Genomic DNA, 24,489 nt, shown 5'->3' with positions numbered 1-24,489 from the left:
CACACGAGCCATGAGGACGGGACAGCCATGCCTACGTACGAGACCGACGGTCCGATCTCCGCCACCTTCGAGTTCGAGATCGGGGCGGTATGGATCACCGCCGGCAAGCGCACCGACGCCGTCGTGGAGGTCCGGCCGGCCAACGCCGCCAGAGAGGCGGACGTCAAGGCCGCCGAGCTGACGCAGGTCGACTTCTCCGGCGGTCGGCTCACCGTCAAGGGCCCCAAGCAGCGCACCATGTTCTCCAGTAAGAAGGGCTCGATCGAGATCCAGGTCGAGCTGCCGGCCGGCTCCCAGGTGCACGCGGACTCCCCGATGGCGGACTTCGTCGCCGAGGGCCCGCTCGGCGACTGCCGACTGAAGACGTCCATGGGCCGGATCCAGGTCGGCCGGGCCGAGAGCGCGTGGCTCAAGACCGACATGGGGGACATCAGCCTCGGCGCGGTCACCGGGGGCGCCGAGGTGTCCGGCTGCGGCCGGATCGAGATCGGCACCGTCGGGGGCGGGCTGTCGGTCAAGAACAGCAACGGCGACACCGAGATCGACGAGGTGCGCGGCGAGTTGACCGCCAAGGCCTCCAACGGCCGGATCCACGTCGGCCTCGCCGGGTCGGGCGTGGACGCCAAGTCGGCGAACGGCCACCTGCGGGTCGGCCGGGTGGTCCGGGGCAAGATCACCCTGCAGACCGGCGTCGGGGACGTGGAGGTGGGCATCGCGGAGGGCACGGCGGCCTGGCTCGACGTGCACAGCGAGTTCGGCGGGGTCCGCAACGCCCTCGGTGAGACGCAGGGCCCGGGCGACGCCCGGGAGACGGTCGAGGTCCGTGGTCGCACGCAGGTCGGCAACGTCATCATCCGGAGGGCCTGATGGCCGCGATCTCGGCGATCGGACTGACCAAGTCCTACGGCGACAAGGCGGTGCTCCAGGGCATCGACCTGCAGATCCCGGCCGGCAGCGTGTTCGCCCTCCTCGGGCCGAACGGCGCCGGCAAGACCACCACGGTGCAGATCCTCTCCACCCTGATCCCGGCGGACGGCGGCACGGCCCGGGTCGCCGGGCACGACGTGGTCGGCGAGGCCGAAGGGGTCCGGAAGGCGATCGGGGTCACCGGCCAGTTCTCGGCGGTGGACGACCTGCTCACCGCCGAGGAGAACCTGCTGCTGATGGCCGACCTCCACCACCTCCGCCGTCGGGAGGGGCGGAGGCGGGCCGAGGACCTGCTGCGTCGCTTCGACCTCACCGAGGCCGCCCGCACCCCCGTCGGCACCTTCTCCGGCGGCATGCGGCGCAAGCTCGACCTGGCGATGACGCTGGTCGGCGACCCGGAGGTGATCTTCCTCGACGAGCCGACCACCGGGCTGGACCCGCGCAGCCGGCGCACCATGTGGGAGATCATCCGCCGGCTGGTCGCCGACCACGGCGTGACGATCCTCCTCACCACCCAGTACCTGGACGAGGCGGACCGACTCGCCGACCGGATAGCCGTCCTGGACGGCGGCCGGATCGTCGCCGAGGGCACGGCCGAGGAGCTGAAGCGGATCGTCCCCGGTGGGCGGATCCGGCTGCAGTTCGCCGACGCCGGCCGACTCGGAGCCGCCGCCTCGCTGTTCGACTACGCCGCCGCCGACCCGGAGGCCCTGCGGCTGGACATCCCGGGGGACAACTCGGTGCTCACCGTGAGGGCCGTGCTGGACACCCTCGACAACGCGGGCGTCCAGGCGGAGTCACTGGTCGTGGAGACGGCCGATCTGGACGATGTGTTCCTCATGCTGACCGGGGAGGGTGCGCGATGAGCGCGACGACGAGCTACATGGTCAGCGACTCGCTGACCATGCTGCGGCGGAACCTCAAGCGCGCGCAGCGCTACCCGGCGATGACCTTCTCGGTCGTCGTGATGCCGGTGATGATGCTGGCGCTCTTCAACTACGCCTTCGGGGGCGCGTTGGGGCTGGGGATCGGGGGCGGCAGCTACATCGACTACGTGACGCCCGGCATCGTGCTGATGACGGCGACGGCGGGGTCGGTCGTCACGGCGGTGGGCGTCTGCGTCGACATGACGGAGGGGATCGTCAACCGCTTCCGCACGATGGCGATATGGCGGTCCGCGTTCCTCGCCGGGCACGTCATCGGCAGTGTGATCCAGACGATGATCGCGCTCGTGCTGGTGGTCGGGGCGGCGTTCGCGATGGGGTTCCGGTCGCACGCGGGGCCGGTGCAGTGGCTGGCGGCCGCAGGGCTGCTGATGTTCGTGACACTGGCACTGACGTGGATATCGGCGGGGATCGGGCTGGTGTCCAAGACGCCCGAGAGCGCGAGCAACACGCCTCTGCCGCTGACCTTCCTGCCCTTCATCGGCAGCGCCATCGTCCTGCCCGACTCCATGCCGACCGCCCTGCGCTGGTTCGCCGAGTACCAGCCCTTCACCCCCATCATCGAGACCCTGCGCGGCCTCCTGATGGGCACCGAGATCGGCACCAGCGCCTGGAGCGCCCTCGCCTGGTGCACCGGGCTGACGCTGCTCGGCTACGTCTGGTCGCGGAGCGTCTTCCGCCGGCGGTGACGGGGGTACGGCCGGCGGACGCGGCCCGGGTGACGGAGCCACCGTCGCCCGGGCCGCAGGGTGGGCCCGTAGTAAAGTCCGGGCAAAGGTTCACCCGGGGGGAGTACGTGCCAGGGGGAGTACATGGCGGTGGCTGCGTGGCACAGACGGAGCGAATGGTGGTTCAGGGGCGCCGCGTTGGTGGCGTTCCTCGCGTACCTGCCGGGGTACCAGGCGTCCCGGTCGGGCGGCCTGGTGGAGATCGAGCGCTGGCTGAACCACCCGGTGCTGCTGCTCGGCGCCATGGCGGTGCTGCTCGTGGTGTCGATGCTGGTCCAGTTCGAATTCCGCACCAGGTGGGCGCAGATCGGCTGCGCCGCCATCCTCTCCCCGCTCATCGTCATCGGGGTGGCGATCGGGACACTGGCCTACGCCTTCGGTGACGACGGGCGGCTGATCGACCGCAAGCCCGATCCGGGCAACCCCGACCACGTCCTGTCCGTCACCGACATCGCGTTCTCCATCGACCCGGTCTACCGGGTGGAACTGCTGAGCGGCAGCGGCTGGTCCGCCCGTCACTGGGAGCTGGGCACCTGGGACGAGCGCGACGGCTTCCGGAGTGTCGCGTGGAGCGGGCCGGGCCGGATCACGGTGACCGTGGAGCACGAGACCAGGGTCTACACCGTCAGCGGCGACGGCCGGCTCGGCGAGCCGGAGGTCACGCCCCGGTAGGGAGTGCTCGGCGGCTGGCGGCCCCCGTCGTCACCGGCCCCGGGCGGGCCCCCGCGCGGCGGAGCGACCACGCGGGGGCCGGGGGTTCACCAGCGGTCGATGCCCATGACGTTCGCCGCGTTGTGGACGGCGTTGTAGTGGGGGATCGACATGTCGGACTTCTTCTGGCCCGCAGGCAGGTTCTTGTCCGCCGTCCGGAACTCGTCCCGGGCGGAGGCGAGCAGGCTGGTGCCGTAGGACACCGGGACGTCGTTCTTGCCGTGGACGGGGTGCGACTTGGCGGCGGTCTGACTGCCCGCGTTGGCGAGGATGCTGCGGGCCTGGTTGTAGGCGTCGGCCTTGACCGTCTTCGGGTTGCGGACCTGAGCCTGCACCCCGGCCACCGGCTGCGCCTGCTCGGCGGCGGTGGCGGCGGGCGCGGCGGCGATACCCAGGGCGCCGACGGTAGCGGCGGCGACGAGGGCGTTCCGGAGGAGCCTGTCCATGCTGAATCCCTTCGCTAAGGAAATGTCAAAGAATCCGTCTCGCACCGCACTCGCGAACCGTGTGGGTGCGAACGCCTCGGCCACTACCCCGGACGCCCGCAGCGGAAAACCGCCTTCCGCTCAGGAAGTTCGGGAGCGGTGTGATCAAGCCGATTTTTCGATCTGCAATGGTCGTATCGCCATACCGGTGGAGGGATTCTGAGCTCTGCCTGGCCGTGTCGCCGCTGGAAGCGTGGGCGCTGCGCTGGAACGGACGGCCGCCAAGGCGCCCGGCCACCCGGAGTTCGGCGCGCTGATGGAGGAGACGACGTGGTCGGCGAGGTCCCCCTCGGACCGGCGACCCGGCCGTCGAAGGCCCCGACGATCTGTGAGCTGGCTTGTGAGCGGCGATGCCATGGAGACCGTCGGACAGCCGGGCCTGGACGGGATCGAGTCTCAGACGGTGGCGGTGGCGGGGGCGTTACGCAGGCGGGAGGCGGAGCGGAACAGCAGTCCGGCGGCGACCAGGACCGGGCTGAAGCCCACGGCGCACGCCGCGAGGACGTTGACCGGAGTGAGCCCGGCGGGAGAGACGGCGAACAGGACACCGGCGAGGGGAGTGGTCAGGACGGGGGCGATGAGGAGCAGGGCTGCCTGCTTCTTCTGCCGACGGCTCCACACCTGGGACTTGGTGACGCGGACGGCGGCGGTGACGGCTGCGGCCAGTGCGAGCACGGGTCCGACGGCCGGGGCCAGGAGCAGGGGGAACGGGAGCACCGCGAGGAGGAGCGTCACGTTCGTGCGGCGGCCGCTCTCCGGCTCGGGGCGGGTCAGGCCGTCCTCGGCGAGCGCGGCGTCGGCGATCTGCCGGGGGCTGCCCAGCTGCTCCAGCACGTGGCGGACGGCAGCTTCGTCGTCGGGCTGCCGGCCGGTGAGGTCGTGGTCGGCGAGGGAGACCTCGATGTGTTCGCGCAGGTCGGCGAGGAGTTCGCGGCGGCGCTCCGCGGCCAGAGGCGCGGTGTAGCGGGTGACCGCATCGAGGTGGGCGCGGACCAGGGGGTGCTCGAGGGGGCTGTTCACGGGGTCTCTCCCAAGTCGAGGACGTGGTCGACGGTTTCGCGGAAGGCGGGCCACAGCGTGGTGAACTCCCGCAGCGCGTCCCGGCCGGTGTCGGTGAGGGTGTAGTAGCGGCGGGACGGCCCGCTGGCCGAGTCCCGGAGGAAGGTGTCGGCGAGGCCGGCGCGGCGCAGCCGGGACAGCAGGGGGTAGATCGTGCCCTGGCTGGTGGCCAGCATGGGGAAGCGGCCGAGTTCCTGCAGCAGCTCGACCCCGTACCGAGGACCGTCCCGCAGCAGGGCGAGGACGCAGTACTCCAGCACGCCCTTGCGCAGCTGGGTCGCCACCGGCCCGTCGGGGGCCTCGGCGGGGCCGTCGGGGTTGGTGATGCCAGGTACCATGCGTCACAAGGTAGCAGGCGGAGCAAGGTAGCGCAGCGGGCTCACGGGCAAAAAGAAGCACCGGCCGGACGAGCCGGCCGGTGCAGAGGGGGAATCAGACGTCGTACTCGCCGTCGCGGATGGCGGAGACGAGGTCGCGCCATTCGGCGGGGGTGAGCTGGGCGACGGCGTCAGGCAGAAGAGTGCTGCGGACATAGACAGCGTGGGAAGTGACGGCTACCTCTGGGCAGTTGTTTCCGTCTCCGCACGCAGCGGGCCTCCGCCAGGCGAGTTCATCCATGTTGGTTCCTCTCACAGGGTCTTCACGATGCGGGAGATGAGATCGCGTGACTCGTCGGGGCCGAGAGCTCGATCTCTCATCGCCGCAATGACGTTCTGGTAGTTCTTGAGCTGGTTCACATCGGTCAGGAATGTCGGCGATCCGATGGAGTCGAGCTGCACGGTGTCCAATCGGGCGACTGGGCCGCGTGCGTACATGATTGCTTGGCCTGCTCCCTTGAATCCACCAGCCCGGAACTCCACCACGCGCAGCGTCACGTTGGGCAGATCGGACAGCGCCAGTAGGTGTTCGAGCTGGGCTTGGGTCACGGCTGCCCCGCCGAACATCATTCGGAGGGCAGCCTCGTGAACGATCGCTTCGTAGTGCATGGGCTCCTCACGAGTGAGGAGCTGTGCTCGGCGCATGCGGTTCTCTACTCGCGCCTCGATGTTCAGTGGCCTCAATGGTGGATAGACCTCGAGGAATATCTCCCGAGCGGTGTCCTCGGTCTGCATCAGGCCGGGCACATGGCAGATCTGATAGGTCGAGAGGCCGAATGCATGGTGCTCGACCTCTGAGATGTCGAGCAGACCGTTGGGAACGAGTCCACGGTGGGCCTCCCACCAGCCCTTGGACTTGTCTCCCGCCATCGCTGCCAGGGCGTCGACGTACTCGGAGTCGCCTTCCTCGTACTCGGACGCGAGGGCGATCACCCGATCAGGGGTGATTGCGTACATCCCCTGCTCAATGAGTGTGATCTTGGTGCGGTTCAACCCTAGGACAGCGGCGGCTTCGGCAGTGGTCTTGCCGGCTGCATCGCGCATCTTTCGCAGCTCGATACCGATCCGCTGCTTGCGTGCGCTCGGAGTGTGGGGCATGGAACCCAGCATCTAACGCAGCGGTGGTGCGAGTCCAGCCACTCTTTTTGGGGACATGTTCCCAACTGTATGGCACAGGTGCCAAGATCTGTCCTACAGTCTGTGATGCACCGCTCACCGAACGGATCGTCAGTAATGCCGCTCGGGCGCCGCAGAACACCCGTGCCCAGTGGGCTCGTTCACGGCGACGCATCCGCCGGTCTCACCCTTTCCCCTCCGGGAGACACCTGTGCGCAACATCAACTCCCCCTCCCTCAGCCTCTCGCGCGACACCCTCCGCGACGGCATGACCCGCGCCGGCTGGCCGCCCTCCTCGATCGCGGACGCCGAGCTCGCCATGGTGGAACTCATCGTCAATGCCTGGCGCCACGGCGAGACGACCTCCCCGATCGTCCTCATCTCCTTCCTCGCCAACACGCTCCGCGTCGCGGTCGCCGACCGCAGCCCGAGCCTGCCGGAGCCGCAATCCCTCTCCGTCCTCGCGGAGTCCGGCCGGGGCCTGCAGCTCGTCGCCGGACTCACCCATCGATGGGGTGTCGACCCCCAGGGGCTCGGTAAAAGCGTCTGGTTCGAGCTGGACGGTGCCGCGTGAGTGCCCATCACCCCATCCATCCCGCCGATCCGGCGCTGCTGCACCTCACCTCGCGTCAGCTTGCCGGGCTGATCGTGGAACTCCGCACCGAGGGCCGCGAGTTCGGGCTCTTCTGGCCCTCCGCGTCCCCGGGTGAGACCAACCTCCGCGGCTGCCGGCTCGTCAACCTCGGCAACATTCCGGCCAGCACTCTCATCAATCTCCTCGCGCTCCTCCGCGAGTGCAAGCGCAACCGCGACGCGCACCCCTGACCGTCAACCTCCCGCGCGCGGAGCCGGTGCCGCTACTACCGGAACGCGGGCAGGTTGCGTGCGACCCATGCGTGGAACGGTGCGGCCGGGCGGCCCAGGACCGTCGCCACGTCGGGGCTGATCGTCAACTCGGCCGGGAGCGGCCGGCCGAGGACGTCCAGGGTGCCGGGGATGACCTGCTCCGGCATGAACCGTGCCAGGTGGGCGTGGGCCTCCTCGCGGGAGAGTTCGACGAAGGTCACCTTCTCGCCCAGAGCCTCGGCAAGGGTTGCCGCCTGCTCGCGCGGGCTGACGAGTTCGGGGCCGGTCAACTCGTAAGTGCGGCCCGCGTGTCCGTCCTCGCGCAGTGCGGCCGCGGCCACCGCCGCGATGTCGGCCGGGTCGACGACGGGCAGTGCCACGTCGCCGAACGGGGCGAGGATCGTGCGCCCGGTGCGGACCGTCTCGGCCCAGGCGAAGGCGTTGGAGGCGAACCCGCCGGGGCGCAGGATGGTGAAGTCCCGTCCGGAGGTGCGCACGGCGGCCTCGAACTCCCGCAGGCGGGCGTGCGACTGTGCCTCCGGCCGGGTGGCGCTGACCTGCGAGGACACCAGCACGATCCGTTCGACCCCGGCGCCCGTGGCGGCGTCCAGGAGGGCGTCCGGGCTCTCGCCCCGGCCGTTGAGCTCGCCGCCCAACAGGATGAACAGTGCCCGGGCCCCTTCGAGGGCTGGCCGCAGGCTCGCGGCGTCGCCGACGCCGCCCTGCACCCAGCGGACTCCGGCTGCGGGCTGTGTGGGCCGGGGCTGCCGGGACACGGCCCCGACCTCCTCGCCTGCCGCGCTCAGCAGTTCCACCAGCGCCCGTCCGATGTTGCCGGTGGCTCCGGTCACGGTGATCATCGAGCTTCCCCCATTTGTTAGTTAGTTGACCGACTTGGAAGGACCGTAGCACGCGACCACCGGTGGCTGTCTATAGTCAGTTGGGTGACTGACTCAGTGAATCGGCGCGTACAGGCGTCCCAGAAGCGTCGGCGGCTCACGGCGGCCGCCGCCCGGGTCCTCCACCGGCAGGGGGTCGAGCGCACCACCCTCGCCGACATCGCGCGCGAGGCGGACGTCCCCGTCGGAAACGTCTACTACTACTTCAAGACCAAGGACGAGCTGGTCCGCGCCGCACTGTCCGAACACAGTGCGCACCTGGACGAACTCACCGACGCGCTGGAGCAGTCGGCCGACCCTCGGGACCGCCTCAAGGCGCTGATCCAGGCCTGGATCGACCAGCGCGAAACCGCCGCCCGGTACGGCTGCCCCACCGGCACCCTGGCCGCCGAACTCGACAAGCGGGCCGACGGGGACCTCGACGCGGAAGCCGGCGCGGTGATCCGCCGGCTGCTCGACTGGGTCGAGCGGCAATTCCGCGAACTGGGCCTGCCCGACCCGGCCGGCCTGGCGCTCACCCTGGTCTCCGGCTACCAGGGCATGTCGCTGCTGGCCAACGCCCTGCGCGACCCTGACGTGATGACCCGGGAGGGAGCCCGACTGCTGGCCTGGCTCGACTCGTTGACAGCGACGGAGGCGGGCACTGACGGGACAGGGTGCTGACAGGGGTGACGTCCCGTGGGGTGGTGTAGCAGGGATCTTGGAGTAACCCCTGGTCGTGGGGCGGCCAATCAGCTGTGTGCGCTGGCCTTGCGGCGGCGCAGGAACAGCAGCGTGCCGGCACCACCCAGCGCGATCGGCAGGGTGCTGGAGGAGGTACCCGTCGACGATGATGCGGAGGCCGCCGCAGGGGTGATGCCCCGCCCGGATCGGCGACCTGGAACTCGCCGAGGAACTCGCGCCCGCCGTGGGCGCGCTTTCCGGGCCGCCGCCGACCCCGGGGCCCACTACCCCGCTTCGACTCCTGTTCGTGGCCGCTCGGTGATCATCGTGCGGAGGGATTCCCTTACGATCGCGATCAACAGCTTGTCGATCAACGGGGGAACATCATCATGCGCAAATTCCTGGCCAAGGTCGCCGCAGTCGCCGCAGCGCCTCTGCTCGCCGCCACGCTCGGCACCGGCACCGCCCACGCCGATACCAGCTCCGTCTGGGGTGAGGTCCGGTTCGCCAACGGCTACTGCCTCGACGTCTCCGGCGCCAACTTCGTCTCCGGTGCTACGGTCCAGCTCTGGGGATGCAATGGCACCCAGGCTCAGCAGTGGTCGCTGTTCCCGACGGACGCCACCCACTTCCAGATTCAGGCGGCCATGAGCAACGATCACGTGCACACCCTGTGCGTGAACAACTGGGAGGGGGGCGACGTCACCGGCAACCACATGCGCCTGTACCCCTGCACCCAGGGCTCCGCGAGCGACACCTGGTTCAACTGGGTCCACAAGGGCAGCGGCAGGCAGATGCAGCCGAAGGTCGCCTCCGCCAACTGCCTCAACTCCTGGGGCGGCCTCTATCAGGGCGCCCAGGCCCGCCTGTACCCCTGCTCCGACAGCGCCGAGGAGAACGTCATCTCCGCCCCGATCTTTCCGGTGTAGCCCGACTACGGCAGGCCCGGCCACTCGCACCCGAGCGGCCTGATCCCCGCGCGCACAACGGCCTCGTACTCCCGACACCGGGAGCACGAGGCCTCGCCGTCGCGCGCCCGCGGTGGTTGCCGTCCGGCGTGATAGTCAGTACCAGAGTTCGCCGAGGTGCAGATGGCATCCCGTGGAGTGGTGTAGCAGGGATCTTGGAGTAACCCCTAGTCACAAGGTGGTCATCGCGCAACTCTCTCAGCAGAAAGGCGAGTTCACCACGCAGGCCGGCGACCTGGAGCTGGCCATCCCCAAGGTCCGCACCGGCAGCTTCTTCCCCAGCCTGCTCGAGCGCCGGCGCCGCATCGACCAGGCCCCGTACGCGGTCATCATGGAGGCCTACGTCCTGGGCGTGTCCACCCGCTCCGTCGACGACGGTGATCCCGCAGGACGCGGGCGAGATGGTCGCCGCGACGATCCGCACGATCTTCGCCCAGCCGGCCGAAGCCGCGGTCCGGGCACAGTTGGACACCGTCGCCGACATGCTCGGCAAAGATCTACCCCACCGAGTAGAGCCGCGACGAACGTCCGCCCACCGCAAGACCGTTGGCGCACGACCACTACACCACGTCAAGGGACACGACCCTGAAAGGAAGGGGCACTGACGGCAAGGGCCGCTGACAGGGAGGGTCGCTGACAGGGAGGGTCGCTGACGGGGACGGTCGCTGGCGGCAGGCTCGGCGCCTCGGAGTGGGTCGCGCCCCGGCCCGGGGCTTCAGCCGCGTGGCTCGACCGTTGCCGCGAGCGCGCCCGGAAGCTCGGCGCAGGCGGCCCGGAGCCGCCGTACGGGGTCCTCGCAGGTGTGCCCGGACGGCTGTGCCACCCAGCCGTCCAGCGCCTGGTGGAACCCGGCGACCAGCATGTCCGTCGCGAGCCGCGCGTGCAGCTCGGCGGATCCGGTGCGGCCGATCCGTCCGGCGGCGCGAGCGAGGTCCTCAGCGGGATCTTCAGCGGGGCCTTCGAGGGCGAAGCGTCGGCGGACGACCGCGACAGTCGCCCGGATCGTCCGGTCGCAGAAGGCCGGCCCGTCAGCGTCCGTCGAGGGGGTTCGGGCGGCCGGCCGTCGGCTGGCCAGCGCCCGCTCGGCCCAGCCCTCGGCCCGGTCCTCGGCCGGCATTCGGCCGCCATTCGGCCGATCGCCCCGGCGAGCGCGCCCTCCAGGGCGGCCATGGGCAGGCGTCCACGACTGCGCCTGCGGGGCACCACCTCAAGCCGTCCCTCAGCCCGGCCGTGATGGCCCGTTCCCTACCGGAAGTCCGCCGCGTGGTCCCGGACCCAGCTGCGGAAATCGCGCGGCGGCCGTCCGAGCACCCGCTCCACGGTGTCGGTCACCCGCTCCGGCTCGCGCGTGAACGACTCCCATGCCCGCAGCCGGGATTCCACGAACCCCGCGTTGCCCCAGGCCGCCGTCAGCTGCTCGCGGGCCGTGTCCGGCGGCAGTTCCTCCCAGCGCACGTCGATGCCCAGTTCCTCGCCGATGATCGCCACCAGTTCGGCGTGCGCGAGCGACTCCGGCCCGGTGACCACGTACGTCCCGCCGTCGTGCCCGTCCTCGGTGAGCGCCCGCACCGCGACGTCCGCGATGTCCCGCTCGTGCACCACCGAGCGGCGCGCCTGCCCGTACGGCCAGCGGACCACGCCGTCCCGCACCTGGTCGGCCCAGGCCAGCGCGTTGCCCGCGAAGTCGATCGCCCGGACGAAGGTCCAGCCCAGGCCCGACTGCCGGATCAGCCGCTCGATCTCCTGGTGGAAGATCACTGCTGGCTCGCCGTCCGCGAGGTCGGCCACGTCGGCCGAGAGGTACACGACGCGCTTGGCGTGCCGGGCGATCAGCTCCACCACCCGGGGGGCCACGGGCAGCCCGGGCCACATCAGGTAGACCGTCTCCACCCCGCCGGCCAGCGCCGGCTCCAGGCTCTCCGGCGCCGCCAGATCGCCCCGTACGGCCTCGACTCCTGCGGGCAGCAAGGCCGTTGCCGCACGCCGAACCAACGCCCGTACTTCATGGCCGCCTTCGGCCAGCGAGGTCACAACGTGCCTGCCCACACTGCCGTTTGCGCCGATCACCAGAATTTTCGTCATGCCGGCCCCAACGCCATCCGGGTGCGGGGTATGCCCGGCGGCTACACGGCCACCGGGCGCGGGTGGGCCCAGGCCGGAAGGGCGTCCCGTCCGCCGCGGCGCTGCCCTCCCCGGCCGTTCGGACGGTCAGCCGCCGACCCGGACCACGTACTTCCCCGTCGCCCGCCTGTCCTCCATGGCGTCGTGGGCGGCCGGGACGGCGGCCAGGTCGGGCAGTTCGGTGACCGGCAGCTTCAAGCCGCCGTCGGCGAGGAGGTCGAGGACCCGGCGGATGGCGCGGGCCACGCGGTCGGGGGCGGTGGCGGCCAGGCCGCGGTGGCTGAAGCCGGTGACGGTGAGGTTGCCCGCCATCAGGCGGCCGAGCGGCGGCAGGTCGGCGAGGGCGCCGCCACCCGCGTTGCCGAACAGGACGATCCGGGCGGCGGGCGCCGCAACCGTGAGGTCGAGCTCCAGGGCCTCGGTGCCCAGCGGGTCGAGGACGAGGTCGACGCCCCGGCCGTCGGTGGCGGCCCGGATCGCCTCGGACAGTGCCTCGTCGCGGGCGAAGGCGTGGTCGTAGCCCGAGGTGAGGACGGCGGCGGCCTTCTCCGGCCGGCCGACGGTGCCGATCAGCCGGCCGCCGCCGAGCAGCGGGACGAGCTGGGCGATGGCGTTGCCGACGCCGCCGCCCGCCGAGTGCACCAGGACGGTGTCGCCGGGGGTGAAGCGGCCGGCGTCGGTGAGCAGCAGCATCGAGGTGGCCAGGCCCAGCGGGACGGCGGCGGCCTCGCGCAGTGCCACACCGGCCGGGAGCGGCACGGTGAGCGCCGCCTCGGCGACCACGACGTCGGCCAGGCCCTCGCCCACCGGTGCGGCCACCACGCGGTCGCCCACGGCGAGGCCGGTGACGCCCTCGCCGATCTCCCGGACCGTCCCGGACACCTCCTTGCCGGGCCGGTACGGCCACTCGGCGGCGTACGCGGCGTCGCCGCGGCGGGTCATCACGTCCACGAAGTTCAGTCCGGCGTAGGCGACGTCGATCGCCACCCGGCCGGCGCCGGGGCGCGGTGCCTCGACCTCCTGGATCTGCGAGTTCTCGGATCCCCCGGGTGCGGTCATCACCAGTGCGCGCATGTCGGTCCCCCTCGGCTACGATGTTCTACGAACTACGAAATTGGCGCGGGACAGTGGTACCACGCCCTTTCTATGGATGTCGAACATCGCAGCTCAGGGAGGTAGGAACCATGCCCCGCAGCACCCGCCGCCGACCGGCGCCCGCCCACCCGGCGGCCGAGGAGATCGACCTCCTCGATGTCCTGCACGCGCTCTCCGACCCCACCCGGATGACCATCGTCCGCGTCCTGCGCACCGAGCCCGAACGGGCCTGCGGCACTTTCCCCGTGGACGTCGCGCCCTCCACCCTCAGCCACCACTTCAAGGTGCTGCGCGAGTCCGGCGTGATCAACCAGCGCGAGGAGGCCAACCGCCGCTTCTCCGCCCTGCGGACGGTCGACCTGGAGCGGCGCTTCCCCGGCCTCCTCGACACCATCCTCGCCGCCCACGCCCACGACCGCTCCCATGCGGACGCGGTGAGCGGAGCCGGGGCCGGGGCCGGCGCCGCGTCCGGCCCGGAAGGCGTGGGGGGCGTGGGCGGCGCGGAAGGCTGACCGGCGCTCAGTGCCGCCGCCAGACCGCCCAGCCCTGCCCGGCGTCGGCCCGCTCGACGTACCAGTCGGCGGAGTGGTCGGGCCAGTAGGCCTCCGGCGGCCGGCCCGCCTCGGGCAGCGGGGTGACCAGGACGTTCGCCTCCGCCGGGACGGGCTGCCAGCGGGGGTCGCGGTACCAGACCCGGCCCTGGTAGACCTCGAAGGCCTGGGCGGCGCGCAGCGCCCAGTCGATGTCCCAGGCGAACACCACGTTGTCGCCCGCGCCGATCCCGGCGGCCCGGGTGAAGCTGGTCGCCAGCCCCGCGCGCCACTTCGCGTGCGGTTCGGCGACCTGGGCGGTGATCGTCGAGGTCGCGAAGGCGGCGAACATCGCCAGGGAGAGGCCGATCGCCGGGAGCACCCGGCGCCCCCCGGAGGTCCGCACCAGGACCACCGCGCCGAGGACGACCAGGGCGGCGGCGGTGGTCCGGAGCATGTCGAGCCGGCCCCAGTCGGCGGCCAGGAACGAGATGTCCGGCATGCCCCAGGGGATGAAGAGCTCGGTGCGCAGTTTCGAGCCGGCCGACTGCACCACCGCCTCGGCGAGCAGCAGCGTGAGTCCGGCCGCGGCCGCCGCCGTCCGGCCCAGGGTGCGGCGTCCGCAGCGGACGAGCACCGCGGAGCCCACCACGAAGGCCGCCGGGATGAGGTAGGAGGTGTAGCGGGCGTACACCCAGTCGTCGATCCGGCCGCCAGGGGGCAGGGTGGCGGCGGAGGCCAGGGCGGTGCCCAGCAGCAGCGCCACCAGCACGCCGCCGGTGATCCGGTGCGCGGCGGGGAAACGGGCGCGGGTCATCGCAACGAGGCAGACGACGACGGCCAACCCGCCGATGCCCCAGGTGGAGACCGCGAAGTACCAGATCTGCCCGGCGGTCCGGGTGAGGGTCCGCTGGGCGGCCTCCGGGTCGGTCAGGCCCTTCCACAGGTACCCGCCGACGTTGCTGTTCTCGACGGTGAACTGCGCGTGCAGCCACGCCGCCAGCCCCTGGGCGCCGAGCACGCCGAGGCCGAGCGCCGCGAGGCCGGCGGCCGTGGCACGCCACGGCGCGCGGCGCAGCAGCAGGACGCCGAGGAACACGGCGGCGGTCAGGGCGACCACCACGCCGCCGCGGTCGTGCACCGCCATCGCGTAGCCGGCCGCCGCGCCCGCCCCGACGGCGTGCCAGGTGCGGCGGCGCAGGGTGCCGTCGGCGAGCCAGCCGTGCAGGCAGAGCAGCCAGGCGAGCACCAGGACGGGCAGGACGGCGTCGGTCAGCACGAACTGCGAGTAGAAGATCACGGGCGGCAGCAGGGCGGTCGCGGCGCCGAAGACGTACGCGAGCCGCCGGTTGACGCCGAGGCGGCGCAGGGCGACGTACGCGAGCGGCAGGACCAGCGCGTTGACCGCGGCGTTGATGCCCATGATCAGGTGGTAGGCGGTCGTCGGGTCGTCCGCCAGGCGCAGCGCGGGGGAGATCAGCAGCGGGTAGCCGCCGGGGATGACCACGCCGACCGGGATCTCGGTCGTCGGCCGGCCGGCGAGCACGCGGGTCAGGGCGAGGTAGGAGTCCTCGTCGGGGTGGACGGACGGGTAGCTCATGTGCCGGACGAGGACGAGCCGGAACAGCAGCTCGGCGAGGTAGCCGGCGAGCAGGGCGACGGCGGGCCGGGCGGCTGCCGTCCGGAGAGCGGCCGTACGGGCGGTGGCGAGCAGGGCGTGGACGGACCGGGTGCTGCCGGCACGGGTGGAGGTGGGGCTGGTGGAGGCGGAGCGGCCGGTGGCGGGCTCGGCCGGGCTCGGCCGGGGCGTGGTGAGGTGCGGCATGGGCGTGCCCTCCCTTCGAGGCTGTCGGACGACTGTATATGTCGCTGGACTGAATATGTAGTCCGACTGGTTCCATGGAGGGAGGGATGGCCGTCTCGATGGGGCCGCGTCTCGGCCGGGGGACGCGTACGACACGGGGCTGCCGCGGCCGGCAGCGGCACCCAGGCGGTGGCACTCGGGGACTGGCACCCGGCAGCGGCACTCAGGCGGCAGCGCCCAGACCGCGGCTCAGCGCAGGCGCGAGGACGACAGGATCGACGCCAGGTGCGCGACCACCATGCCCCAGGTGATCACCGCGATCCCCACGAGCGCCGCCCGCGCCGCGTCCAGGGTGCCGAGCCCGGCGTCCACAAAACCGGTGGGGCCGCCGACGGCCCGGAGCTAGGCTGCGTGCTGCGCGGCTACGCCGGAACCGGCCGCCCCGGGCCCGACCACCCGCCCCCGCAAGCGGGTTGACAGCCGGACACCACCCCGGGGCAGAACGAGGAGTGCTGATCGATGGTGACCACAGGCGGCCCGTCCCGCAGCCCCGACCTGGCCCGACTGCTGGACGGCCACCGGCCGCAGGGCCCGGCGGAGACCGCCGACCACGAGCGGGCCCGCCGCCTCGCCGGCACCACCGACGCCTGGGACCGGGCCACCTTCCCCCTCCACTTCACCGCCTCCGCGCTGATCGTCCACCCGCCGACCCGCCGCGTCCTGCTGCGCTGGCACGTCCGCCAGCAGGCCTGGCTGCAGGTCGGCGGCCACGGCGACCCGGGGGAGACCCTGCCGCTGGACATCGCCCTGCGCGAGGGCCGGGAGGAGACCGGCCTCACCGACCTCACCCCCTGGCCCGACGCCGCCCTGCTCCACCTCGCCGTGGTGCCCGTCCCGGCCTCGCCCGCCGAACCCGCCCACGAGCACGCCGACCTGCGCTTCCTGCTGGCGACCGCCACCCCGGACCTCGCCCGGCCGGAGAACCCGGCCTCCCCGCTGGAATGGCTCACCGTCGAGGAGGCCCGGCAGCGGACCACCGAGGACAACCTCCGCGAGAGCCTCGACCGCGCCGCCCGCCTGCTCGCCCCCGCCTGAGCCCCCGTCCGCTGGAGAGAACGTCCGATGCACGCCGTCCCGACGCACCCCTTCGAGGCGCACACCGTTCCGACGCCCACCGCCCCGACGCACACCGACCAGATCCTCATCTTCGACGCCGACGACACCCTCTGGGAGAACAACGTCCTCTTCGAGCGGGTCATCGACGGCTTCCTCGACTGGGTCGCCACCCCCGCCGAACGGGACCGCGCCCGCTCCGTCCTGGACGGGATCGAAGCCGCCAACTCCGCCGCCCTCGGCTACGGCGCCGCCGTGTTCCGGCAGAGCCTCGCCGACTGCCTGCAGCAGCTCAACGGCGGCCGCACCCCCACCCCCGCCGAGCAGGACCGGATCGACGAACTGCTCACCCCGCTGAGCAGCAGCCGGCAGGTCGAGCTGATCGCCGGCGTCGCCGACACCCTCACCGCCCTCGCCGACCGCCACCACCTGCTGCTGCTCACCAAGGGCGACCAGGACGAGCAGCAGCGCAAGGTGACGGGCTCCACGATCGGCCACCACTTCCGGGGCGTCCACATCGTGGCCGAGAAGTCCGTCGACACCTACCGGCTGCTCACCGCCGACCTCGGCCCGGACCGGACCTGGATGATCGGCAACTCGCCCAAGTCCGACATCGCCCCCGCCCGCCGGGCCGGCCTGCGCACCGTCTTCATCCCCCACCAGTACACCTGGGTGCTGGAGCAGCAGGACCTCGGCCCGGACGACGCGACGCTGCAGCTCGCGGCCTTCCCCGAACTGCTGCGCCACTTCTGAGCGAAGCGGTGCACCGCTCAGCAGGTGCACCGCTCATAAGCGTGCGCGCTCAGACGGCGAGCGCGGCCACCGGCACCGGCGCCCCGCCCCGGTACAACCAGGCCCGCTCGGAGGTCGACCAGGCGCTCGTCGTCAGCAGGTACAGCGCCGCGGCCACCGGCACCAGCAGCGCGAACAGCACCGACCCGAACGACAGGCACGGGAGCAGAGCCGCCCCCGGCTGCGGGGTGGGCTGTGCCGCCGCCGCCCGCCGCGCCCGGCGGAAGTTGACGAACCCGACCCCCGCCATCCCCGCGTACAGCAGGCCGAACACCACGAACTGCCCGACACCGTGCGCGCCCGAGACGTGCAGGCCCAACGGCACACCGAACAGGGTGTGGTCCAGCAGGTCGTTCGGCGTGGTGAACAGCCGGTACATCACCGAGAAGAACGGGATCTGCACCAGCAGCGGCAGACACCCCGCGAACGGCGACACCTGCTCCTTGCGGTACATCTCGGCCAGCGCCTCCCGCAGCTTCTCCGGCCGGTTCTCGTACTTCTTGTTCAACGCGGCGACCTTCGGCGCGAGCACGGCCCGCGCCTTCTCGCCGCGCGCCGCCGCCCGGGCCAGCGGATGCAGGGCGAGCCGCACGGCGACGGTGAACAGCACGATCGCCAGCGCGGCCGGCAGGACATGGGTGAGGGTGGAGACGACGGCGTGCGCGGCGGCGACGGCCGGGTCGAGAACGGCGAGTACGGACATGGTGAAGCGAGCCCTCCGGGGTCTCAGGACATGAGTGGTCGACGGAGGACGGCCGCGAAGAACCGTGGTACGGCGAAGGGTTACGCGGCCGCCAGGGCCGCCCCCGGCGCCCTGGGGCGTCGCCGGCCCCGGGCGTCCGGATCGCGCTGCGGAAGGAACGCCGTACGGAACGCCCGACGCCGCAGCACCCCGCTGCGCACCGCCGCCGGCGCCCGCGCCCCCAGGAGCCGGGCCCCGACGGACGCCCCGGCAACCGCCCCGGCCAGCAACACCACGGCCGCGACCGCGGCGACGGACGCCAAGGACCCGTTGCTGCTCACCAGTTCCCCGGTCAACACCCGGAGGAGGCCGAGCAGCATCGCGATCACGGTCATGGCGCTCCCCCCTCGGTGTTCCGCCGGCTTCCGGACGTACCAGCACGACGATCCTAGGGCCTGCCGGGTTCCCGTCCGCCACCGGATTCCCGTCCGCCACCGGATTCGCGAGCGCACGAGGGCGTAGCCGACGGGGGTGTAGCCGACGGTGCTACGCGGGGCTACCGTGGAGGGATGAAGACGATTACCCAGCGGGAGTTCCGGAACAACTCCGCCGCGGTGATGGACGCGGTGGAGGCGGGCGAGGTCTTCCACATCACCAGGAACGGGGTCGAGGTCGCGGAGCTGCGGCCGGTGGCCGGTCGGCGGCGGCTCACGGCGGAGGAACTGGTGGCGCGGCACGTCAAGCTGCCGCGGGTGGACTACCAGCAGATGCGCAAGGAGGCCGAGGAGGACTTCGGGGCCGAGGAACTGGTCGGGGACGAGGGCGACGACCCGTTCGAGCGGCGGCGTGGCTGAGCGCCGGAGGGCTTCCCGGCGGCGGCCGGCCGGGGTGCTGGACACCTGCGTCTACATCGACCTGGCGCTGCTCAGCCCGGCGGACCTGCCGGCCGTGCCCGAGCTGACCGCGATCACCTTCGCCGAACTGCAGCAGGGCGTGTCGATGGCCCGGGATCCGGCCAGCCGGGCGGCGCGGCTGGAGGTGCTGGGCGCCGCGATGGCCGATTTCGACCCGCTGCCCTTCGACGCGGCGGCCGCCGCCCGCTACGGGACGCTGGTCACCCTCACCATCGCCGCCGGACGGCAGCCGCGGCCCCGCCGGATCGACCTGATGATCGCCGCCGTGGCGTCCGCCCACGGACTGCCGCTGTACACGCGCAACGTCGCGGACTTCCGGGGGCTGGGCTCGGCGGTGGAGGTCATCGGGGTGTGAGGGCGGCAGGGCGCCGGGGCGGCCGTTCCGCCCGCCGCCTTGCCCTCAGCCCACGCGGACCGTGGTTCCCGTGGCGGCGGAGGCGCGGGCGGCCTCCAGGACGGTGAGGGTGGCCACCGCGTCGCGCGGGTCGACCGGGGGCGGAGTGCCGGGGGCGGACAGGGCGGCGGCGATGCCCGCGTAGTAGGCGGGGTAGTCGCCCGGGTCGGTCGGGAGGGGGACCGCGGACTCGTCGGTGCCGAGGGTGCCGTAGTGCGCGGGCTCGTCGGCACCCCAGGGGCGGGTGTCGTCGGGGCGCAGACCGGCCCGCAGGTCGGCCTCCTGCGGGTCCATGCCGGACTTGACGTAGCCGGCGGTGTCGCCGAGCACCCGCAGCCGGGGGCCGATCAGCGGGGTGATGGCGCTGGTCCACAGGTGGGAGCGGGTGCCGGAGGCGTGGGTGAGGGCGAGGAAGGCGTCGTCGTCCACGACCGCGCCGTCGCGCCGCACGTCGATCTCCGCGTACACCGTCTCGACCGGGCCGAACAGCGAGAGCGCCTGGTCGACCAGGTGGCTGCCCAGGTCGTACAGCGTGCCGCCGACCTCGGCCGGGTCGGCCAGCTCGCGCCAGCCGGGCTTGGGCTTGGGGCGGAAGCGCTCGAAGCGGGATTCGAAGCGGTGCACCCGGCCGAGCGCGCCGCCGCGCACCAGGCGCCCGGCGGTGAGGAAGTCGCCGTCCCAGCGCCGGTTCTGGAAGACGGAGAGCAGGACGCCGCGCTCCTCCGCGAGCCGGCACAGCTCCAGTGCCTCGGCGGCGGTGCCGGCCAGCGGCTTGTCGACCACGGTGGCCAGGCCGGCCCGCAGGGCGGCGCCGGCGAGCGGGGCATGGGTGCGGTTGGGCGAGGCGATGACGACCAGGTCGAGCGCATCCGGGTCGGCGAGCAGCTGCTCGGGGGTGTCCACGGCGCGGGCGCCGGGGTGCTCGTGCGCGAGCTGCGCCCGGCGCTCGGGGTTGGCGGTGACCACGGCGTCCAGCCGCAGCCCCGGCGTGGTGGCGATCAGCGGCGCGTGGAAGGCCGAGCCGGCCAGGCCGTAGCCGATCAGGCCGACGCGCAGCGGCCGGTCGGACTGGGGGCGGGAGGTCGTCTGCGGATTCATGCGCCCCACTCAATCACGCGGCGCCCGGTTGCTCCCGGTTTCGGCCGGAGGGCGGCCGGACGGCGATCCCGGAGGCGCGCAGCGGCGGGCGGAATCGACGCCGTCACCGAAGGTCGGGATGACTCCGGCGGAGGCCCCGTGCTCATCGCTGGTTCGGGGTTCGACACCGCGAGGGTTGGGGCATGGCAGCTGTTCCGGTCTTCGTCCGAGCCGTGTCCGGATCCGGTCGCTAGGCCGAGCGCCGCGACGGCTCCAGCCTCGGACCATCAACCACGTGCCCCGCTGTTTTCGGTCAATTACCGAGTGCCGCAGCAGTATTGCGTATGGGAACTATGCTCTTGGTGGGGCGTGCGGGGGGTGCGCCGTTTGCGAAGCGGGCTCCCGCATGTCGATGGCGTGCCAAGTAGTCCACCAGGAGATCGCTTTGGGCCACAGCGTTTACGGAATCGATGATGAGCGCTCCGTGAGGTGGCCGACCGGGCGGCGAACCTCACGGTGGCCCAGTGACCCGCTTTCGCGGTTCACGCAGGGCATCGTCGTCACGGTGGCCGTGGGCTTCTTCGTCGCCTCGGTGGTGGCCACCATCCGCAACCGCGACGGACTGGTGTACCAACTGTCGGCCGTCGTGGTCCTGTTGCTGCTGTTGGGCTTCCAGATCGTGCACGCAGGCCCGTGGCGCCTGGAGCGGCTCTGGTGGCCGTGGAGCCTGTTCGTTCACGGGCTGCTCACCTATCTGCCGATCCTGGTGTTCGACGGATCATGGGTCGGCATCCCCGGCTCGTTCGCCGGATCGGTACTGCTGGCCGTCGCCGCGCCGCGTTCCTGGATCCTCTTCGCCGTCCTGGCGGTGAGCCAGTACCCGCTTTGCGCCGGTCTGGGCGGCACTTTCGGCCAGTGCCTCAACGCTGTCGTCTCCACCGCCGTCGGCGGCGTCGTCGTCTACGGCGTGGCCCGGCTCGCGGATCTGACGGCCGAGTTGCGGGAGGCCCGGACGGAGCTGGCAGAGCGCGCGGTGGACCGGGAGCGGCTGCGTTTCGCGCGTGACCTGCACGATCTGCTCGGTTACAGCCTCTCGGTGGCGGCGTTGAAGTGCCAACTCGCGGAGCGACTGGCGCTGGAGGACCCCGAGCGAGCCCGGGCGGAGATCTCCGAGGTGCTGGCGATGGTGCGGCAGGCGATGACGGACACTCGCTGGATCCCCAGCGGCGACCTCCGGATGTCGCTGGCCCAGGAGTCCCGTTCGGCTGCCTCGGCACTGCGAGCTGCCGGGATCAGTATCGAGGTGGAGCTGGCCTGTGGGGCGCTGCAGCCGGAGGTCGACGTGGTGCTGGCGACGGTGTTGCGGGAGGCGGTCACCAACATGCTGCGGCACAGCGTGCCCCGGCAGTGCCGGATCCGGGCGGTCCGGGACGATCTCGGCGCCGTGCGTCTGATGGTCTCCAACGACGGCGTCCCGGCGGCGGGCCACCCGGCGGCCGGTGTCCTGGGGGAGCCGGGCGGCGGCCACGGCATCGACAACCTCACCGAGCGGTTGCTGGCCGTCGGCGGACAACTGACCGCCGGGCAGGGCGAGTCCGGCTGGTTCCACCTTTCGGCCGTCGTCGAGGCCCCGGCCGCCGGGACTGCAGGCCGACCTACCGGGGCCGCCGGTGCGTCCAACGCCGCATGACCGCCCCCGCGGGCCGGTCGGCTACTCGCGAACCCCCATCGCCTCGACCGGTTCCCGCCGCAGCGCCAGCCGGGTGGTCAGCAGTACGGTGCCCACGCCCAGCAACGCCGCTCCGCCCAGCACCCCGGCCTCCCAACTCGCGGGCAGTGACGGCCAGGCCGTCCCGGTGAGCGCGAGGCTGACCGGGACGAGGACGGCGGCCGTGACCGCCGCGCCCACGGCGAGCGCCACGGCGACGGTGATCCCGCCCTCCCAAGCCATCATCCGCAGCACCTGGCGGTCCGTGGTGCCCACCAGCCGCAGCAGCGCGAACTCGCGCAGCCGTTCGGTCGTCGCCATCACCAGGGTGTTGACCACGGCGATCGCGGTGAACAGACTGACCATGCCGAGTAGCAGCCGGCCCACCGCAGTGGCCGCTTCCTGCTGCTGTCGGCGCTTCTCGTCGTAGTCGGCCCGGTCGCTGATCCGGGCCATCGGGTAGGCCGAAGTGAGGCCCTGGAGCTCCTGCGCGACCTGCTGCGGATCGGCTTCCGGAGTGGTGCGGACCAGGACGGTCGGCGCCAGTGGGTCCGGTGTGTGGACGGCGGCGAAGGCGGCGGGCAGCAGTGCGTCGGCGAACCGTGCGTCGCGGTCGTAGACGGCGACGACCGTGGCAGTGCTGCTGACGCCGTCCTTCCAGTCGATCCGGACGGCGGAGCCGACGCCGGCCTTGAGGGCGGCGGCGGACCGCTGGCCCAGCGCGATGCTCTCACCGCGCAGCCGGTCCAGCGAGCCGGCCGTCACCCCGGGGTCGACCAACCGCTCCAGCCCCTCCGGGTCGACGATCCGGGCGTCCACCCCCTTGGTGCCAGCAGTGCCGACGGACACCGTGGCGGTGGTGGACACCAGCCCGCCGGCCGCCTCGATGCCCGGCAACTGCCGTACCGCGCGGACGAATTCCGGGGGCACGCCGATACTGCCGGCCTGAACCACATGGTCGGCCAGCAGCCGTCGGCTGTCCTCCGCCACGTTGGCCTGGGCCTTGATCACCGGGACGAACAGCACAGTGCCGGTGAAGGCCACCGCCAGCACCAGAGGGGTGACGGCGGCGGCGAACCGGCGGGGTTGCGCCCGCAGGGCGGCGGAGGCGAGGAACCCGGCGACCGGGAAGAGCCAGCCCACCGGCCAGCCGATCGCCACACTGGTGACCCGGCCGATCAGCGGCCCGAGCAGGGCGACCCCGAGCAGGAGCACCAGCACCATGCTCTCGGCCGTGCCGGCGCCGCTGCGGCTGTTCGCCGACCCGCCCAGTACCGCACCGCACACGGCGAGCGTCACGAGCCCGAGCCCGGTCCGGATCCAGCCGATGCCGGGCGGCGGCGTCGAGGAGTCGCGCAGAGCCTGGGTGGGCTCGACCCTGGAGGCGCGGCGAGCAGCGGCCCAGACGGCCAGCTGCGCGGTGACGACGACGCCGCCGAGGACGATCAGAGGGGCGGTCGGCCCGATGTGCAGCTGCACGTCCGAGCTGACCACCCCGCGGTCGACCAGTTCGCCCCGGAGCAGCATGGCGAGGCCGATCCCCAGCGGGATGCCGATCACCGCGGCCGCAACGGTCAGGACCATCGTCTCCATCGCGATCATCCGCCGGACCTGGCCGGTGGTGGCGCCGACCGCTCGCAGCAGGGCCATTTCGCGCAGCCGCTGCTGGACGGAGAGTGCGAGCGCCCCGGCCACTACGAAGACCGAGACGAACAGCGACAGCACGCCCATCGTCCCCGCGAGCGACGAGAGGCCGTCCCCGGGCCCGGGCGCCCCGGCGAACTCCAGCTCGCCGCGCCCGTCGCCGGTGCGCGTCTGGGGCTCGGACGAGTACTCGCCGCCATTCTGTCGCCGGGCGGCGGCCAGTGCCTGCCGGGCCTGCTCGGCCAGCGATCGTGGGTCGGCCCCTTCTCTGGCGGTGATGCCGATCGCGTCCGAGCCGGTCGTCGTCCCGGCGAGCCGGGCGGCCTGCTCGGGACTGAAGAAGAGCGCGTTCTGGCGGGACAACTCGCGTGGTGGTGTGGCCAGTCCGGTCACGGTGTAGGCCCGCGGCGCCTCGGTGGTGGCCAGCCGTACGGTACCGCCGACCGTGGCCCCGGTGCGCGCGGCGGTGGCGGTGTCGAGGACCACCTCGTCGGGCCCGGCCGGGGCGCGGCCGGAGGTCAGCCGGAACGGGGCCAGGACGGCGCTCGCCCAGGAGTGCCCGAGTGAGGGCCCGCCCTGCGGACCGGAGAGGACCTTCCCGTCCGCAGTGATCACCGTCGTCGGGAACGAGAGCTCCGGGACGGCGGCCGTGACACCAGGCAACTCGGCGAGCCGACCGGCCAGCGGCCCCGCGTCGGGGATGCGGGTGTAGCCGCCGATGACGACGGGGGCCGCCGCGTAGCGCTCGGTCGGTGTGTCCGAGCGCAGGGCGGACTCCAACAGGACCCCGCAGCCGACGGTCAGGACGAGGGCGAAGGCGAGCGCGGTGAAGGCGCCAGCGAAGGGCGCCTTCCGGGCGCGCACCGTCTGCCAGGCCAGCAGGAGCATGTCT

30 protein-coding genes and 1 pseudogene are annotated in these 24,489 nt (G+C 72.4%); 16 read left to right on the top strand and 15 right to left on the bottom strand.

Annotation, left to right across the window (positions count from 1 at the left end; all coding sequences use genetic code 11):
- Positions 1-27: 27 nt before the first annotated feature.
- The 4 genes from AC0B61_RS16690 to AC0B61_RS16675 all read left to right on the top strand — a co-directional run bounded on the left by AC0B61_RS16690 (position 28) and on the right by AC0B61_RS16675 (position 3,271).
- Positions 28-867, top strand: a complete 840-nt coding sequence (locus AC0B61_RS16690; protein WP_471741401.1) for a DUF4097 family beta strand repeat-containing protein — start codon at positions 28-30, stop codon at positions 865-867.
- Positions 867-1,793: an ATP-binding cassette domain-containing protein gene (locus AC0B61_RS16685; RefSeq protein ID WP_471741400.1), complete on the top strand. Its 927-nt coding sequence runs from the start codon at positions 867-869 to the stop codon at positions 1,791-1,793. The genes AC0B61_RS16690 and AC0B61_RS16685 overlap by 1 nt, the downstream gene beginning before the upstream one ends.
- Positions 1,790-2,560 (top strand): ABC transporter permease, encoded by a 771-nt coding sequence (locus AC0B61_RS16680; RefSeq protein ID WP_471741399.1) that lies wholly within the window; start codon positions 1,790-1,792, stop codon positions 2,558-2,560. The genes AC0B61_RS16685 and AC0B61_RS16680 overlap by 4 nt, the downstream gene beginning before the upstream one ends.
- 180 nt (positions 2,561-2,740) lie before the next feature.
- Positions 2,741-3,271 (top strand): hypothetical protein, encoded by a 531-nt coding sequence (locus tag AC0B61_RS16675; protein ID WP_471741398.1) that lies wholly within the window; start codon positions 2,741-2,743, stop codon positions 3,269-3,271.
- 86 nt (positions 3,272-3,357) lie between these two features.
- Here AC0B61_RS16675 and AC0B61_RS16670 read toward each other — a convergent pair whose 3' ends face one another.
- Positions 3,358-3,756 carry a hypothetical protein gene (locus AC0B61_RS16670; RefSeq protein ID WP_471741397.1) on the bottom strand — a complete coding sequence of 133 codons (399 nt, stop codon included), beginning with the start codon at positions 3,754-3,756 and terminating at the stop codon, positions 3,358-3,360.
- On the opposite strand from AC0B61_RS16670, the gene AC0B61_RS16665 reads away from it, so the two are divergent.
- Positions 3,755-3,958, top strand: a complete 204-nt coding sequence (locus AC0B61_RS16665; protein ID WP_471741396.1) for a hypothetical protein — start codon at positions 3,755-3,757, stop codon at positions 3,956-3,958. The two genes, AC0B61_RS16670 and AC0B61_RS16665, sit on opposite strands and share 2 nt — an antisense overlap.
- 233 nt (positions 3,959-4,191) lie before the next feature.
- Here the strand turns inward: AC0B61_RS16665 and AC0B61_RS16660 are convergent, their stop codons facing one another.
- The 4 genes from AC0B61_RS16660 to AC0B61_RS16645 all read right to left on the bottom strand — a co-directional run bounded on the left by AC0B61_RS16660 (position 4,192) and on the right by AC0B61_RS16645 (position 6,329).
- Entirely contained in the window at positions 4,192-4,815 is a 624-nt protein-coding gene (locus tag AC0B61_RS16660; RefSeq protein WP_471741395.1) for an HAAS signaling domain-containing protein, read from the bottom strand.
- Positions 4,812-5,192: a PadR family transcriptional regulator gene (locus tag AC0B61_RS16655; RefSeq protein ID WP_471741394.1), complete on the bottom strand. Its 381-nt coding sequence runs from the start codon at positions 5,190-5,192 to the stop codon at positions 4,812-4,814. Before AC0B61_RS16655 ends, AC0B61_RS16660 begins: the two co-directional genes overlap by 4 nt.
- 94 nt (positions 5,193-5,286) lie before the next feature.
- A complete protein-coding gene (locus AC0B61_RS16650) occupies positions 5,287-5,472 on the bottom strand; it encodes a DUF397 domain-containing protein (RefSeq protein WP_471741393.1) in 186 nt (61 codons plus the stop codon).
- A gap of 11 nt (positions 5,473-5,483) precedes the next feature.
- Complete coding sequence (locus AC0B61_RS16645; RefSeq protein ID WP_471741392.1) at positions 5,484-6,329, bottom strand: helix-turn-helix domain-containing protein; 846 nt, start codon at positions 6,327-6,329, stop codon at positions 5,484-5,486.
- 229 nt (positions 6,330-6,558) lie between these two features.
- Here AC0B61_RS16645 and AC0B61_RS16640 point away from each other — a divergent pair, with 229 nt between their 5' ends.
- Positions 6,559-6,921 carry an ATP-binding protein gene (locus tag AC0B61_RS16640; RefSeq protein WP_471741391.1) on the top strand — a complete coding sequence of 121 codons (363 nt, stop codon included), beginning with the start codon at positions 6,559-6,561 and terminating at the stop codon, positions 6,919-6,921.
- Complete coding sequence (locus AC0B61_RS16635; RefSeq protein WP_471741390.1) at positions 6,918-7,172, top strand: hypothetical protein; 255 nt, start codon at positions 6,918-6,920, stop codon at positions 7,170-7,172. Before AC0B61_RS16640 ends, AC0B61_RS16635 begins: the two co-directional genes overlap by 4 nt.
- Positions 7,173-7,207: 35 nt before the next feature.
- On the opposite strand, the gene AC0B61_RS16630 is transcribed toward AC0B61_RS16635, so the two are convergent.
- Positions 7,208-8,053, bottom strand: a complete 846-nt coding sequence (locus AC0B61_RS16630) for an SDR family oxidoreductase (protein WP_471741389.1) — start codon at positions 8,051-8,053, stop codon at positions 7,208-7,210.
- Positions 8,054-8,137: 84 nt separating this feature from the next.
- Between AC0B61_RS16630 and AC0B61_RS16625 the strand changes: the two genes are divergently transcribed.
- From AC0B61_RS16625 to AC0B61_RS16615, 3 genes and pseudogenes are all read left to right on the top strand, one after another.
- Positions 8,138-8,755 (top strand): TetR/AcrR family transcriptional regulator, encoded by a 618-nt coding sequence (locus tag AC0B61_RS16625; RefSeq protein ID WP_471741388.1) that lies wholly within the window; start codon positions 8,138-8,140, stop codon positions 8,753-8,755.
- 389 nt (positions 8,756-9,144) lie between these two features.
- Positions 9,145-9,684 (top strand): RICIN domain-containing protein, encoded by a 540-nt coding sequence (locus AC0B61_RS16620; RefSeq protein WP_471741387.1) that lies wholly within the window; start codon positions 9,145-9,147, stop codon positions 9,682-9,684.
- Between the two features lie 256 nt (positions 9,685-9,940).
- A pseudogene (locus tag AC0B61_RS16615) lies at positions 9,941-10,099 on the top strand (transposase); the annotation flags it as partial.
- A gap of 339 nt (positions 10,100-10,438) precedes the next feature.
- Here the strand turns inward: AC0B61_RS16615 and AC0B61_RS16610 are convergent.
- The 3 genes from AC0B61_RS16610 to AC0B61_RS16600 all read right to left on the bottom strand — a co-directional run bounded on the left by AC0B61_RS16610 (position 10,439) and on the right by AC0B61_RS16600 (position 12,918).
- Positions 10,439-10,840 carry a hypothetical protein gene (locus AC0B61_RS16610; RefSeq protein WP_471741386.1) on the bottom strand — a complete coding sequence of 134 codons (402 nt, stop codon included), beginning with the start codon at positions 10,838-10,840 and terminating at the stop codon, positions 10,439-10,441.
- Between the two features lie 128 nt (positions 10,841-10,968).
- Positions 10,969-11,805: an NmrA family NAD(P)-binding protein gene (locus AC0B61_RS16605; protein ID WP_471741385.1), complete on the bottom strand. Its 837-nt coding sequence runs from the start codon at positions 11,803-11,805 to the stop codon at positions 10,969-10,971.
- A 126-nt stretch (positions 11,806-11,931) separates the two neighbouring features.
- A complete protein-coding gene (locus tag AC0B61_RS16600) occupies positions 11,932-12,918 on the bottom strand; it encodes a quinone oxidoreductase family protein (protein WP_471741384.1) in 987 nt (328 codons plus the stop codon).
- Positions 12,919-13,028: 110 nt separating this feature from the next.
- On the opposite strand from AC0B61_RS16600, the gene AC0B61_RS16595 reads away from it, so the two are divergent.
- Positions 13,029-13,451: an ArsR/SmtB family transcription factor gene (locus tag AC0B61_RS16595; RefSeq protein WP_471741383.1), complete on the top strand. Its 423-nt coding sequence runs from the start codon at positions 13,029-13,031 to the stop codon at positions 13,449-13,451.
- 7 nt (positions 13,452-13,458) lie between these two features.
- Here AC0B61_RS16595 and AC0B61_RS16590 read toward each other — a convergent pair whose 3' ends face one another.
- Positions 13,459-15,294 (bottom strand): hypothetical protein, encoded by a 1,836-nt coding sequence (locus AC0B61_RS16590; protein ID WP_471741382.1) that lies wholly within the window; start codon positions 15,292-15,294, stop codon positions 13,459-13,461.
- A 228-nt stretch (positions 15,295-15,522) separates the two neighbouring features.
- Positions 15,523-15,645: a hypothetical protein gene (locus AC0B61_RS16585; RefSeq protein WP_471741381.1), complete on the bottom strand. Its 123-nt coding sequence runs from the start codon at positions 15,643-15,645 to the stop codon at positions 15,523-15,525.
- A gap of 147 nt (positions 15,646-15,792) precedes the next feature.
- On the opposite strand from AC0B61_RS16585, the gene AC0B61_RS16580 reads away from it, so the two are divergent.
- Both AC0B61_RS16580 and AC0B61_RS16575 read left to right on the top strand, forming a co-directional pair.
- On the top strand, positions 15,793-16,368 hold the full coding sequence (locus AC0B61_RS16580; RefSeq protein ID WP_471741380.1) for an NUDIX hydrolase: 576 nt from the start codon (positions 15,793-15,795) through the stop codon (positions 16,366-16,368).
- Between the two features lie 27 nt (positions 16,369-16,395).
- The gene (locus AC0B61_RS16575; protein ID WP_471741379.1) at positions 16,396-17,139 is read left to right on the top strand and encodes an HAD family hydrolase; all 744 of its coding nucleotides are present in this window, start codon (positions 16,396-16,398) and stop codon (positions 17,137-17,139) included.
- 49 nt (positions 17,140-17,188) lie between these two features.
- On the opposite strand, the gene AC0B61_RS16570 is transcribed toward AC0B61_RS16575, so the two are convergent.
- Positions 17,189-17,881, bottom strand: coding sequence for a YidC/Oxa1 family membrane protein insertase (locus tag AC0B61_RS16570; RefSeq protein WP_471741378.1), 693 nt, complete (start codon positions 17,879-17,881; stop codon positions 17,189-17,191).
- Positions 17,882-17,961: 80 nt separating this feature from the next.
- A complete protein-coding gene (locus tag AC0B61_RS16565) occupies positions 17,962-18,255 on the bottom strand; it encodes a DUF6412 domain-containing protein (protein ID WP_471741377.1) in 294 nt (97 codons plus the stop codon).
- 174 nt (positions 18,256-18,429) lie between these two features.
- On the opposite strand from AC0B61_RS16565, the gene AC0B61_RS16560 reads away from it, so the two are divergent.
- Together AC0B61_RS16560 and AC0B61_RS16555 are read left to right on the top strand one after the other, a co-directional pair.
- Entirely contained in the window at positions 18,430-18,714 is a 285-nt protein-coding gene (locus AC0B61_RS16560; RefSeq protein ID WP_471741376.1) for a type II toxin-antitoxin system Phd/YefM family antitoxin, read from the top strand.
- On the top strand, positions 18,707-19,129 hold the full coding sequence (locus AC0B61_RS16555) for a type II toxin-antitoxin system VapC family toxin (RefSeq protein ID WP_360253258.1): 423 nt from the start codon (positions 18,707-18,709) through the stop codon (positions 19,127-19,129). Before AC0B61_RS16560 ends, AC0B61_RS16555 begins: the two co-directional genes overlap by 8 nt.
- A gap of 45 nt (positions 19,130-19,174) precedes the next feature.
- Here the strand turns inward: AC0B61_RS16555 and AC0B61_RS16550 are convergent, their stop codons facing one another.
- A complete protein-coding gene (locus AC0B61_RS16550; RefSeq protein WP_471741375.1) occupies positions 19,175-20,266 on the bottom strand; it encodes a Gfo/Idh/MocA family oxidoreductase in 1,092 nt (363 codons plus the stop codon).
- Between the two features lie 544 nt (positions 20,267-20,810).
- Here AC0B61_RS16550 and AC0B61_RS16545 point away from each other — a divergent pair.
- A complete protein-coding gene (locus AC0B61_RS16545) occupies positions 20,811-21,935 on the top strand; it encodes a sensor histidine kinase (protein WP_471741374.1) in 1,125 nt (374 codons plus the stop codon).
- Between the two features lie 21 nt (positions 21,936-21,956).
- Here the strand turns inward: AC0B61_RS16545 and AC0B61_RS16540 are convergent, their stop codons facing one another.
- A complete protein-coding gene (locus AC0B61_RS16540) occupies positions 21,957-24,485 on the bottom strand; it encodes an ABC transporter permease (protein ID WP_471741373.1) in 2,529 nt (842 codons plus the stop codon).
- Between the last annotated feature and the right edge of the window lie 4 nt (positions 24,486-24,489).

The organism is Kitasatospora sp. NPDC023385 (assembly GCF_055664045.1).
Note: the sequence above shows the minus strand (reverse complement) of the source record. Positions and strands in the feature narration are given on the sequence as shown.